The organism is Brevibacillus sp. MER 51, from assembly GCF_023714195.1.
Classification (GTDB): Bacteria; Bacillota; Bacilli; order Brevibacillales; family Brevibacillaceae; genus Brevibacillus.
The window spans coordinates 107,599-120,701 of record NZ_JAMAUS010000004.1 but is presented as its reverse complement, the minus strand read 5'-3'; the positions used below and the strand labels follow the sequence as shown (position 1 = coordinate 120,701).

Annotated in this window: 12 protein-coding genes; all 12 read right to left on the bottom strand. The window is 50.0% G+C overall.

Annotation, left to right across the window (positions count from 1 at the left end):
* Positions 1 to 9 precede the first annotated feature (9 nt).
* A complete protein-coding gene (locus M3630_RS10300) occupies positions 10 to 432 on the bottom strand; it encodes a DUF4280 domain-containing protein (protein ID WP_251252033.1) in 423 nt (140 codons plus the stop codon).
* Positions 419 to 970, bottom strand: coding sequence for an imm11 family protein (locus M3630_RS10295; protein WP_251252032.1), 552 nt, complete (start codon positions 968 to 970; stop codon positions 419 to 421). The genes M3630_RS10300 and M3630_RS10295 overlap by 14 nt, the downstream gene beginning before the upstream one ends.
* Positions 967 to 2,112, bottom strand: a complete 1,146-nt coding sequence (locus M3630_RS10290; protein WP_251252031.1) for a pentapeptide repeat-containing protein — start codon at positions 2,110 to 2,112, stop codon at positions 967 to 969. Before M3630_RS10290 ends, M3630_RS10295 begins: the two co-directional genes overlap by 4 nt.
* A 71-nt stretch (positions 2,113 to 2,183) precedes the next feature.
* The gene (locus tag M3630_RS10285) at positions 2,184 to 3,608 is read right to left on the bottom strand and encodes a contractile injection system protein, VgrG/Pvc8 family (RefSeq protein WP_173611961.1); all 1,425 of its coding nucleotides are present in this window, start codon (positions 3,606 to 3,608) and stop codon (positions 2,184 to 2,186) included.
* Entirely contained in the window at positions 3,605 to 4,273 is a 669-nt protein-coding gene (locus tag M3630_RS10280; RefSeq protein WP_251252030.1) for a hypothetical protein, read from the bottom strand. Before M3630_RS10280 ends, M3630_RS10285 begins: the two co-directional genes overlap by 4 nt.
* Positions 4,274 to 4,287: 14 nt before the next feature.
* Positions 4,288 to 5,067, bottom strand: a complete 780-nt coding sequence (locus M3630_RS10275; protein WP_251252029.1) for a DNA and RNA helicase — start codon at positions 5,065 to 5,067, stop codon at positions 4,288 to 4,290.
* 45 nt (positions 5,068 to 5,112) lie between these two features.
* Entirely contained in the window at positions 5,113 to 7,785 is a 2,673-nt protein-coding gene (locus M3630_RS10270) for an acetate and sugar kinases/Hsc70/actin family protein (protein ID WP_251252028.1), read from the bottom strand.
* A gap of 52 nt (positions 7,786 to 7,837) precedes the next feature.
* Complete coding sequence (locus tag M3630_RS10265) at positions 7,838 to 8,533, bottom strand: iron-dependent peroxidase (protein WP_173611965.1); 696 nt, start codon at positions 8,531 to 8,533, stop codon at positions 7,838 to 7,840.
* A complete protein-coding gene (locus M3630_RS10260) occupies positions 8,524 to 9,801 on the bottom strand; it encodes a normocyte-binding protein (RefSeq protein WP_251252027.1) in 1,278 nt (425 codons plus the stop codon). The genes M3630_RS10265 and M3630_RS10260 overlap by 10 nt, the downstream gene beginning before the upstream one ends.
* Entirely contained in the window at positions 9,798 to 11,684 is a 1,887-nt protein-coding gene (locus M3630_RS10255) for a PP2C family protein-serine/threonine phosphatase (protein ID WP_251252026.1), read from the bottom strand. The genes M3630_RS10260 and M3630_RS10255 overlap by 4 nt, the downstream gene beginning before the upstream one ends.
* 20 nt (positions 11,685 to 11,704) lie before the next feature.
* Positions 11,705 to 12,544, bottom strand: a complete 840-nt coding sequence (locus M3630_RS10250; RefSeq protein ID WP_251252025.1) for a PP2C family protein-serine/threonine phosphatase — start codon at positions 12,542 to 12,544, stop codon at positions 11,705 to 11,707.
* A gap of 5 nt (positions 12,545 to 12,549) precedes the next feature.
* Complete coding sequence (locus M3630_RS10245) at positions 12,550 to 13,080, bottom strand: FHA domain-containing protein (RefSeq protein WP_173611969.1); 531 nt, start codon at positions 13,078 to 13,080, stop codon at positions 12,550 to 12,552.
* Positions 13,081 to 13,103 lie beyond the last annotated feature (23 nt).

The window sequence follows — 13,103 nt, the reverse complement described above, 5'->3', positions numbered from 1 at the left end:
TCCCCCTCACTATTGCTCCTGTCCGTCGTCTTCGATGCGTATGCAGCCTCCATATATGCACATGTTCGTGCTGGTGTTTAACAGGGCGGGATGGTTTTCCACGAGTACATCTGCTTTGCCATCGATCCAGGGCATGGTGACCACAGGAACGCATGGCATCGGCTTGAGTACGCCGTTGTTGGCAGCAGTAGCAGCCGCAACGGTTGGATTTTTCTCACATTTGCATTTGCCAAACGGCATGATATTTACTTGCGGCATATAGTCATTCACGTTCATCTGTGCCTGGTTGCGAATGTACACACCATGACTAAACGGCGTTTTCAGCTTGTTCTTCTGGCTCCCGTAGTCGCACGTGAGAATTGCTCCTGCCACAACGTAGCTTTTCTTCGGAGCGGACGAAGGCACAACCTCGACATCTTCAATCATGGGCATGACTCATTCTCCTCCCTGCTTGCTCTGCTTTTTTCAAGCGGATACCAAAAAAGTCCCTGCGCAGCAAAGCTTCCGCCAGCCGCAAGTCAATGATGATATACGGTTCACGAATTCCTTCAATTTGAAAAATCGTATGGCGTCCAATCTTTTCTGGATCCAGAACCAGCCTTTTGAGTGAGCCGTCCCTGTGAAACTCGCTTTGCTCGGACAGACAGTTCACGCGAGGCAGGATCATCAGCCAGTACAAATCCTGCTTGATCCGCTCCCTGTCTACCAGCACGACGGATTTGACGAACAGCTTCGGCGCGAACTTGTGGATGATTGTCTTTAAGCGGTTGGAATAGAGCGGGATGGGTCTGTCGAGAAAATCCAGGTAGTCGTTCTCTTTCTTTTGCTTGATGTCGAACTGGATGACGGCCTCGTCCAACTCGTCCTGATAGTCTGGGGTGAGCCACTCCTGCCGGATGACGTCAAAAACACCCGTTGGCTCTACTGCACTCGCGATGCGCTCGTCCTGTGACAAGATGAAATAATTCATACCTGACCCCCCTCTCGCCAAATGACATGTCGCTCCTGAAGCTCATCCAACAGAATGGACTCCCTGGCCTCCTCCGAGAATACGGCTCTCTCCAAAAGCGCGCCGCTAAAATTCGCGCCGGTCAAAATCGCATCTGTAAAGTCTGCGCCGCGCAGATCGGCTCCGGTAAAATCAGTCCCGGTCAAGTCCGCCCCGACGAACAAGACGCCATCAAATCCGGGCATCTCCCACGCATCTGGCTCCAAAAGACCCCTTGGCCCGGATGCTTCACGAAAGCTCGCGCCTAACAGATTTGCTCCGGTAAAATCCGCTCCATGAATGAGACTGTCACCGAAATCAACCGCTTTTAGCTGGGCACGATGCCATCTTGTTCCGACCAAAACACTTTCGCGAAGGGTCGCTTTCGTTAGCTGACTGTCAGAGAGGTCCGAATAACGAAGATCCAGACCATCGAATTGCCCTTGTCCCAGATCGAGGCCAGCCAAAACCTTGTAGCCGTATTCCAGCTCTTGCTTTTCTTCCAGCCAAGCCCGGATCATCTCGGAATCTTTGTGGCGAGTGTCCAGACAGTACACGATCTCGCTTTGATCCAGATATTCTCCGACACGCACCTCCAGCTCCGGCTCCTTGTCCACCTGTTGAAAGACTTCCAGTTGAACAGCCTGCACCATGGCATAACGGATCAAGTGAACGACATATTGATGAAACTTCTCTGCTTCCACTAGCTTGATCCGTTCGATATCGGGAAGTCTTACGTGTCCGGCATACGCTCTGGCAGCCTCGTTCCATTCTTCTGCGAGCCGATCCAAAAAGCGGAAAGCCCAGCTCGCATCATAGCTGGTTTGACACTCCACCGGGTCGAAAAACCAGCTGCTGTCCGTAGCTTCCAACAAATAATGACTGCTTCCAAGAAGAAGCTCCGTCCGCAGCATGGAATAGGTCAAGTGCGCCAGTTTGCCTTTTGTCCCTTGCTCCTGCTTATCAACCACGCTTCGGCATATGTCTTCAAATGAACGAAGAAATTCTTTTGCGAGCCTCTCTTTATTCGCCTGATAGTAAGCATCCAAGGCATGCAGGCTGGCAATGGTTCTCTTCGGCACCTCGTGCTCCCTGAAATGCTGCAAGGCTTCCTCTCTCTCCATGCCAATCCCCCTTCTTCTCACCGTTTTTGCATACACCAAACACACGGTTACCCGCGTGGGAACCATGTGTGTCAATTGGTTTTGAGCTCCTGCCCGACGATGCTTGTATTTCCGTCCATTTTGATGTTGCTCTCTTTGCAGGTGAGACTGATCTCCTCTTTCGCCGAGATAATCACCTTCGTGGCAGAGTCCATCAGGATGTCCTTTTCGGAGACAACCTTGATATTTTTCTTGCTGAAAATCTGGATGCCGTCCGCGTCGGTCATGCGTATGAGGATTTCCCCATCCTTTGCGCTAAGCAATACCTCCGACGGGCTGAACATCAGTTCTTTCCCGTTGGCCGTACGGAAGTATTTGATATCGGGATTCCCGAGCTTGTTCGTTTCGCCCTCGTCTGAATTTTTCCGGACAGAGCTGATCGCAATCCCGTCACTCTCCTTGTTGCTCGGAAAATAGACACGGACGTAGTCATCGAGCTCCGGCATGCAATACCAACCGCTGTTTCCTTCGGCCGTATAAACCGAGGAATACGGGAACCAGTGCGCTTCGCTCTTGCTTTGGCTCTCATCGATATCGAGATGGATTTTGACGTTGTCTTTTGAGACCTCAATGACTTTCCCCTGCACCGATGCCCCTACGATGAGCGAATTGTGGAGCGGCTTTTGGCTCATTCCTTTTTTGGACGCGAGCAAATACTTGTGCTTGAGCAAGCCTTTCTTCATCTCGGTATGGGCTTCATACACATACAGGCTCTTCCCTTTAAAATCCACTCCGTTGCCCAAATCGAGCACGCGATCCGTCTCTACCTCGTAAAAGATGTAGTCATTTTCATCCACGCCCTTGACTCCGTTTTCCGAGGAATGGCGGTATTCATTCAAATTTTTGCGCACTCGGTAGTGAAAATCGTCCAGCTTGCCTTTTGATGCACCCTCTGGCACACCAAAGCTGAATTTCGGCTTTTCAAAAACGGATGCCGGCATCAGTCCAGTCTGAAAACGCGAAGCCAGCCGCTTGAGAAATTGCCAATCCGTCTCCTGATACTGCATGGTAAAGGAGCCCAGTTTCCCTCCATTGGAGGCCATGTCCATAATGTCCATGCCTGGGTATTCTCCTGCAATTGTTTTCAAAAGGGCACCGTAGGTCATTGCTTTGTTTTGAAACGAACGGCTCTTGCGCTTTACGTCGAGATTGTACGTAGGCGAGACAGCTTCGACGTACAAATAATAGACGTCCCGTACGGCTTTGATGCCTATCTCCAGAACGATCCCTGCAAAAAGCGGCGTGGCGTTGCCTTCGTTATCCACCTGACTGATTTCGATCGGGGTCTGTGCTTCTGTCATTTCTACATAGCTGTCCTTCAATTCTTCTGGTACGATCCCCGTAAATGTCAGGCGGGCATGCTCATTGATCTTTTTCGTAATCGTCAGTTCTACCAGATGCGTTAATTGATAAGGAGAGATTTGCAAATTGTTGTAGGCAATGACAGGAAGACTCATATTTTCCCTTCTCCCTTCCCATGTTCATCTGAATTGGTGGATACGAGCGACAGGGAATCCATGATCCCCCAGCCTACTGGCTTCCAATCTGAAAGCTCCTGCTCCGTGCAATTGAACGTGCAGAGAAGAGCGCGTCCCTGTAGGGAGACAAAGCTGATCAGGTTGTAAATGTCTGTATCCAATGCTGGTGCAACAAATTCGAAAAATCCGACACTGGTCCCAGCAATCTCACGTATTCCTTCCTCCTGCCAACTAGCGAGCGGCTGTGTTCTCCGCAAAACCTGCTTCATGACATCCATGAAGGCTTTCAGTTGTGCAGGAGAATCCGTCAGCTTGCTCTCGGTATAGGTAAAAGCCAGGTTAATCGACGCTGTTTCATTTGTAAAAATCAGGGAAGGCCTACGTTCCGAGGGATACTTCAGAGCTGCTACTTCTGGACTCATGATGGAAAATGTCTTCGGGAGTCGAATCTGTACGAGATCGTCGAGGACGTGTTTGTCCTCCATGGGGATTCTCTCTTCACCGACTGTAATGAATGATTTGTTCACAACATCCAGTCGATTTTTGCCCTTTGGACCAAAACGTATTGCTGCTGGCTGTGCATCCTCACCGGAAAGCTCATTCAACATGCCGATAATGCTTTCATCCATGCGCGCCATTTCCATTCACCATCCTCTCGTTAATCAACAATAACCCGCTGACGCCCGCCTGTTTTCCACTCCGTTTTTGAGGACCTTCCGCCGCTCTTGGCATCATCCAATATACGTGCGAGGTATTTTAGAATCTGCAGGTTCGTGTACTCGCGGTAACCCGTCCCAAGTCTGTTGCCTATATAATGAAGAATGAGCCCCCGCTCTACTCTGTCCGCATTCAAGCACTGCATGGCAAAGGTGAGATCATACGGGTGATTGGTGACCGTTTTCAGCATTTCATTCGCAAAATACCGCAGGATGTAGGGGGCAAGTGTTGGCTCGTTTCTCCCGGCATGTTCGACATGCACGATATTCCACGTATTGAATTCGGTCGCCATATCGGATAAGTCCTGATAATCACCGCGAAGCCTTGCTCCTTGTTTGAGCTTGAAGCGCCCCAACTCCCTTTCATCAGGGCGTGAATCTAGCTCCTGATCGAGAACATAGGATGTCTCGTAAACATAATAGTCGGTCAGCGAAGTCTCCTCGTGAAAGCGAATCTTGAGCACCGTCTCTATACCTGTGGTCTCATAAGGGACACGCTCTTCGCGTTCAAACAAGTAAATCCGTCCTTGATGCTTGATGATCCCTCTGCCGACAGTGAGGTGCCCTTCGCCTATCGTTACATCCATCCCGGAAATAATGCCGTCTGTATAATCCCGAAAGTATAAATCTACAAAATGCCGCGGGTAATCACGCAGATTCTCAAGCATCTCTCGCTTGAGAATTCGCCCTTTATGAAAATTGGGATAGAGATGGGAAAACACCGCTGTTCCCCCTTCCTGTTCATTTAAGCTGCCTGGTTATTTTGATCATTTCATCCCGTCAAAGAAATCCAGCTCGGACAAGTCACTCTCAAAGGCAAAGAAAACCTTTTTCCCCAAAGCAAGCTGTTCATTCAGACGAGCTACTGGCACGACATGGAATCCCCACTCACTGCCGCTTGCAAAAACGAAGTATTTCGACTCGCCATTTTGAATCGAGTCCGTCTCATCCTGCGGGATATGTGTCCCATACTTGCTCGCGATGTCCTCATACAACACGGTTTTGTATTGAGCGGGATCATCAATGTACAAATACCGCTGGCGCAGCTGTCCGTCATTTTCCTTGAGATAAAATTCAACCTCGCTCACGCCGTAAGGACGCGAGATGGAGCCATGCACGAGACTCAGCTTTTCCTGACTGTGAATGAGTACCCTCTCTTGCTTGTTATGCGTGAAGGCAGTCACGGAATACGGGACGATCGGTGCATGATTCGTAATGCTCGCTTCGATGAAACCCGCCTTTTTGGCACTTTGATAGCGCAGTGCTCCACGCAAGCAAGACAGCTTCAGGTCTGGCACCTTGCCCGCATCCTCCGACTTTTGCCGGAACTCGATACTGCGTCCAGGGACGAACTCTTTGAGCGCTTCACGGAAAACATCAATCCGGCACGACTGCCCAGTCAGCTTGATAATCGAGAAGTCAGCCAGCCTTCCCTGTTGGTAAAAATCGTCCAAAAAAACGCGCAAAATCTCGTAAATATCCGCTTTGATCAGGTGATTGATCTCTTTGGCGTTGAAAACGACATCTGGAAAATCAAACACATCCCGGAAGCGACCATCCTCCCGTATCGACAACACCCATCGCTCGACTGCCGTCAGCTTTAGATCAGGCTCTTGACGATTTTCCGTATCGGATGTGAAGCGATTGCGCAGAATGCCGGTCTGACGGAAAAACTCTTTTTTCATGTGATCAGCGAGGTCCCACAAAAAGTGGAAATTGTTGCGGACACGCTGATACTCGTCCCGGCTCTTGTTCTCGTACTCCTTGTAGCGAGTCGGCAAAATCGTCTCAGCTTCCTGATATCTCGCCTCGAAGCGTTCATAGATGGAGTCGACGCCGTATTCATCCACGTACCGGAATATTTCCGATCCAGGGATGTCGATGATCTGGTCGATGTCGGTCACTTGTCGCCCTTTTCCGTAATAGTCCGCGAAGACGATTTTCATAAATTGCATGATGCGATACGTAATGTTGTTGCCGCCAAAATTGGTGTCGCCATTTTCATAGGTCGTGTCGATATCGATGCGATAAGAGATATGTCCGTCCTCAATCCGGAAATGGCAGGATGACAGGTCCGTCGTTCCTCCGCCGCAATCGATAACGAGTGCTTGATACGTCTCCCCGTCCAGAAAGCTGTTTTTGTCAATTTGATCCGCAATCGTATTAAACAGGACGGCCATTCCTTCATCGAGGGCGTGCTCTGATTCAATGCGATACTCCGGCAAAATCTCGGTGAACATCTCAAGAAACTGCGTTTTCAGCTTGACCGGACTTGTGATATGCAGATGACGAAAGCGGCATTTGAATTGATGCTCGGCCATTTGAATGACGTGAAGAAGGTACTGGCGCAGGATGTCGCTTCGTTTCACACTCGCGGTATTCCCTTGGCTGTCCATGACCTCCTCGATTTTGTGATAGCTGTTCACCCAGCGCTTGATACCTTGAAACACGGTCGCGTTCGTGCTGTATCCGTTCTTTTTCATGTGCCGAAGTGCTTCATAACCGATGTGAAAGCGAACGTCATGCGGGGAGGAGCAATCCGCCACGCTGACAGCCGTCGGCAGTACCTCGATCCATTCCTCGTTTTTTTGCGTTGTATCAGGAAAAGAGACATAATTGATCGCATTCAAACGTATGCGTCCATTCAACAAGTCGTTGCTGGAAGGGGAGCTGACATACTGATGGTCGAGAAAAGCACCCGCTGTCGTCGAGGAGGTACCAAAATCAATCGCGAGAACGGCATCTGTTTCTTCCAATTCCCTGATCTCGAGGTCAGTCACCGGTACTTTGTAGTAGTGGAGATTAACAGGCGGCAACGGATGTTCCTGGTGATACGCCTTGTACAAATACTCCGAATCCTGTTTGCGGAAAAAGAGCAGGCTGTAGTTTTGATTGACCGTTTTTCTCAATGGAGCATCTTGGCAAGCGTGCAGCACAAAATGCCCGGCTCTCCTATCGTCTTTGTCCTTGCGCAGATGCAAAATCCCGCATAACTCCATATGGTCATTCACCAAAAGCACATTGGATTCGGACAAGCCTTGGGAGGATTCGACGCGATAGTTGTCCAGCCTGTCAATGGCGAGACCCATGTACAAGCACATCTTCGCTGGTATTTTGATCACATCTACACCTGGCATCGGTGTGTTTAAATATTTGTGGAGTACAGCTTCGAGGCGTTCAACACCACCTGGAACAGCACGCTCAATCAGGAGGTTTTCTTCTGCGCCGCGAAAACGCAGAATCGTGTGCAGCAGTCCCTCCCGATCAAGATTGTTCACGAAAGAGCGGACCAGCTTTTCCTTGTAACAAATATTGCGGAGCTGAAAGGTTGTCATTTCCATCAGCTCGTCCCGCGTATAGGTCGCTTCTCCTGGATGATTGCGTTCTTTGCCATCTCCGCTGCCTTTTTGGAGATGAAGCTTATATGAATAGGTAGACATCCCAACTCTCCTCTCTCCCGACCTTTTGTTGGGGTCAATCGGTCAAAACCCTCTAGTACAGTGCAACACTGTCGATTAGCATCGTTTCCTCGACATCCAAAATGCCGAAATGATTTCGCCAATAAATCTCTGTATGGAACCGAACCGGCAGAAAAATATCCTTGATTAAAGCAAGCTTGGCATGTGCGGTTTCACTCTCCGACTGCCCGACGTAAATCAGCAGCTCGTCTTTTTCTTCGCAATTGGCGTAAATGGTGGAGTGAGAGAAAATTTTGCGCATCGTATCCTTGAGCAGGTACACCGCTTCGCCAGTCTCATACAAGCGCAAAATATTGCCTGCGATAATCTCTCGCTCCTCTTTGGTAAAAAGTCGGATATTTTCCTGTACCCGACTGCCGAACAGCCCCGCTTCCAAATCGCGCAATACAAAGCGGATGTGGTATTCACGCTTGTTCATCCCTTGCGACAGATCGATCTCGGCAAGCAAATGGATGATGATATCAAACAAGGTATGCCGAAGCTCTGCATCGTCCGCGTAATTGGCATCAAAAAGGTCACGGAAAATATCGTCGAAGCGGTAGTACGGATTCACCTCTACTGTCTTTTCCACCATTTTGGCGTTGATGGCCTCATGACTCAGCTCCATGTAGGGCGAATACACTTTGGCCGCTTTGAACTGGATGTCTTTTTTGGCGATCCCGGCGCGTTTTGCACGAATAACCAAATCCCAGATGTAATTCAAGCCCATTCTCCTTCACACTTGTATTCCGGAAAATACATCTGAACCTCGGAGACGAGAAAGCTCATCATGTCTTGAAGAATAAAGCTGTTCGCCCCGCGTCTCCGAAAGCCGAGAGACATGATCTTCTTGTCATTTTCTACGCGGACGTTATCGCTAATGAACGGATTCAAACCGTATGTGGCGGAAGGCCGATTGTTTTTGTCCCGGATCTCCACATTCACTAGCTCCAGTTGCTCAGCGGCCTCAAAGGAATGGACGATTCGAATAATCTCTCCTTTGGCCCGGACAGTCATCGCCTGCTTCCGCGCATAGCTCCCAATGAAGCTGTTTTTGCGACGATTGGACACCAATTCGTAATCGAGTCTTCCGATGCGGGTCGTGACAGGCTGCGTAATTTTGCATACGTTCCAAACTCCCGACTTCTCCTGAGGTGAGACAATCGTCAGCTCTTCTGGTGACCGCTTGATGTAGCGAATCAGCTCCTCATCTCCATCCACCAAATACCCGTGCTCGCTGCCTGTCTTGCGTAACGACAGAACATGCTCGAAATTCACCCGGTCAATGGCAGGTACGGGAAAGCCGATGTTTTTTAAAGCCAAGCGCTCAATGTTCCATAGCGGAATGACGTCCAGCTTTTTGTAAGGCTCCCACTCATCGAGGGTAATCGACATTTCCAGTATCTCTTCGTCTTCTGTAAACGTGCCCTCACAGGCAACCAGAATGACATCGAAAAACTTGCTCGCGTAAGGGTGATTCACCGTTTTCCACGGCATCCCGTTCTTTTGAAACATGTTGTACAGCTTTTCCAGCTCATCCATATACACACGACTTTGTTGGAGGCGCACCTCGATTGGATAGTGGTTGCCCCCCGTGTTCAAACGCCCCTTGAAGGTCCGCTTGCTCATTATCAGCGCCTGTATCTTGTCGTACTCACACTCTAAAAAGATCGTCATCATGACCGCTTCTTCCCGGTTGCTGAGCTTGACTGCCAACTCTTTGCGATCACATATTTTCTTTTCTTCATCACCAGGGATCATCGGGTACAAATACTCATGGATCGGGTCAAAGTCATCGCGATGGCAGAGGGTCACATAGATGTCATGCTTATCTTCCTTGTCCTCGATCTCGGTAAAAACACGCTCCTCCAGCTTTTTCTGCATCTCCTCCTGATACTCGACCAGGTTGAGGAAGACGCCGTTCATGATCTGCTTGAGCAACCTGCGCTGCTCCAGCTCCTCCATTTTGTTCAAACGATCCAGTACGATCTCTTTCATGGCGTTTTCGCTGCCTCCTCCTGTGTCGGATTGGCTGTAGCTGGTGGATTAGCTTGCGGTGGCTGAACTGGCTGAGTCGTAGGAGCTGTCGCGGCTGGCGGAACTGCTTGATTGGTCGGCACTACTGGAGGTGCCTGAACTGGCTGGTACGTTGGAGCCGCCGGATTTACTGGGACTGTCTGGTTAACCGAGGGCGTTTGGTTATTCGGTGCCGTCTGATTTACGGGAGCCGCCTGGTTAACTGGTGCCGTTTGATTCACCGGAACTGCCGTTGGTTGACTCGCAGCACTCGTCCCTTGCACAGGTGGCTGTCCTGCTGACGCACCTGCCGACGGCGGAGCAGCAGGAGGATTTAGCTTCTCCTCTGCCTTTGTCACCTTGCGCTCCATCGCCAAAACTTTTTCCAGCACACCAATCTCCTGATAAATTTCCTGGGCCATCGTATATGATTGGATCGCTCCCTCGAAGTCTTGCGCCGCATAGCTCTCGTCGCCTTGCTTCTCCAGCTTGTCGCCATCAAGCGTCTTCTTTTCCTTATCGATTCCGGTCTTTTTGGAAGCTACCTCGTCCAGCTTGGTGCGAAGCTCCTTTTCACCTGTCACAAAGGACGTTTCCAACGCCAGCTTGCGAGCCTTTTGGTAATAGGCCTCCGCACCAGCGTAATCCTGTGCCTCAAACAAGAGGTCGCCTTCCTTTTTCCACTGCATGACGAGCACATACGATTGCGTCTTTTCTTTTTTCTCCAAAATCTCCGGTTCGTTAAAATCATCGCGCCCTTTCATTTCCTTGAGCGCCTTGTCGTACTTATCCAATGCTTTCGCGTACTGCTCATCCTTTACAGCCGTATCTCCATCCACGATCAACTGTGTAATGCGGATCTTTTTGGCCAAGAGGGCAGCCTGAACTTTGTTTTTCACGATATTTGCGGCATTTCGGGCATCGCTGTACGCCTTGAGTGCCTTCGGATAATCTCCCTCCGCAATGAAAGCGTCTCCGGCTGTTTCATACTCAAACATCCCTGTCGCAGCATCCGCGATGCGCTCCGCTTCCTTCATCTTGTACAGCAGAGCTCCGCCTCCAGCCAAGGCAAGCACGAGAAGGATGAGTGCCACCCGTTTGATAATTCGCCATTTTTTTTGCGGGTCTGTCTTGAATATTTTGTTCGCAAAAATAGCGGCTGCCGTGTAGTTTTGAACGACATGCTCTTGCTTGCTCAAAAGCACATCTTCTAGCGTATCGATCCAGGCCTCGGGATCTTTCGCCTCTTGAAGCCCGTCCTGCATTTCGGCCGGATTTACTTTCTCCCACAGACCGGGGGTGGCAAGCAGAAAAACATCACCGTCATAGAGCGGAAGCTTTTTGGAGACAAACGGACGAAATTCATTGGGTGTCCCCAAATAGCTCAAGAGATTATGTCGCTCTTCGTGCTGATCAAGCGCGTCCTCTGCGATTTCCTCCCCATCTACCATCTGTTGGGCAAGACTCTGATCCTTGCTCTGCCATTGCAATCGGCCATTGCGAAACTGATACAGTCGGGTGTTACCAGCGACCCCATACCTCACTCTGGCATAGTCCGTTACGACTACGGTCAAGCTCGCTTTTAGCCTGACGCGATGGCTCTCGGCTTGCAGGACACGATGGGCTTCCTGCAAATAGCGGCGTATGCGATAACGCGAAATGGATGGCTTCTGCAAAAAGTAGCCCAGAACGCTTTTGGCAGCCAACTCCGCACTTTCTACTTCCTGATCATTGTCCAATCCGCGGGCGATTACCCAGCACGCGATATCATCCAGCTCCGTGTAGGCAAAGTAATCCTTGTTGCGAACGAAGCTGCCTGATTCGGATAGAAACCCGGTAATGAATTCACTGTTGTCCTTTCTCATTCGTACTACCCGCTCCCCCGTTACCAGCCTTTTTCCAGGATGAGAATGGTTGCGTTATCCTGATTGGCTTTTTGCTTGCTTTCCACCGCTTCAATGATTTGGTCAGCCGCGTCATGGGCAGCGATATTTTGGAACAAAATCTGCTCCAGCTCCATCTCAGTTAACGTATCGTAGACGCCGTCACTACAGAGGATGACCTTGTCTCCCTTCTCAAGTGGAAACGGCTCACGACCAATTTCGATATTTTGAAAGTTATCGTAGCCCAAGTAGTTGATTAGCTGTTTTTTCTGCGGATGGTCCAATGCCTCGTCCTTCGTAATCTCGCCGGACAGAAAACGAGCCTCCAGCACCGACTCATAAATGTCTTTTTGATTGATCGGGATGAATTCTCCATTCCGGAAAACGGTAATGATACTGTCTCCAACCGCTCCCCAATACAGCTTGTCCTCTATGATTACGCCAGCGACCAGTGTAGTCCCACCCCGACTTCCTCTCAGCGCCTGCAAAATCTCCGAATTGGCAAGAGAAGCGGCCCGGGAAAAGAAGAGGGACAAATACTTCGGGTTGTCCAGCTTTGTAAACTCACGGATAAATGTAGTCACGGCAAGTGTTGAAGCAAGTCTGCCGTTAGCCAGTCCACTGATTCCATCAGCCAAGACTGCAATCGTCCCATGAGACGATGTTGCTGTCGAAAAGTAATCATCCTGTTCTTCTCGTCTGCCGATCGTCTGTCCATTTCCGATCTGGATGACGGGATTCATTTCTTGCCGGATCAAAGCTGCACGCAGACGAAACAAAAGAGTAATGGCAATGATCACGCCAAGGACGACCAGATACGGGATTGCGCCCTGTTGAAACATGCTCATCATTCCTTGCCTTTGTTGGAGTTGTCCCACTCGAAGTGAACACCGCATAGCGGGATGAATATAAAGGTACTCTTTCCGAGCTGAAGCACATCGTACGCAGTAAGCTCAACTGGCGTGTACACCGCTTCATTGTTATGATAAGCAAGCCCCGACGCATCGCCCGGGAGCAAGTAAAAGTTGCGTTTTTTCGGATCGTAGACAATCACCGCATGATTGCGGCGGGAGATCGCGTTGTCTCCGACGATTCGGATATGCATATCCTCTGCGCGACCGATGAAGTTCTTCTCTGCCATAATGCGGTAATCTTGACCTTGTTGCGGCCCCTCAATACATACCAGCCATCCGGTAACAGGCTCAATTCCTTCTGTTTCCCCCAGATACGGCATCGTCTTATCGTCGTCTGCCACTCTCGCTGGTGCTTTGTTGTCCGGTTTCGCCCCAGGCTCCACGACCATACTGCAATAAGGGCAGGTGCTTCCGTGTTTTCTGGTGCTAAACATGTGACCATTCGCGCATCTTGTCAAACTCATTCTTCTGCTCCCCCGTTTCGTTC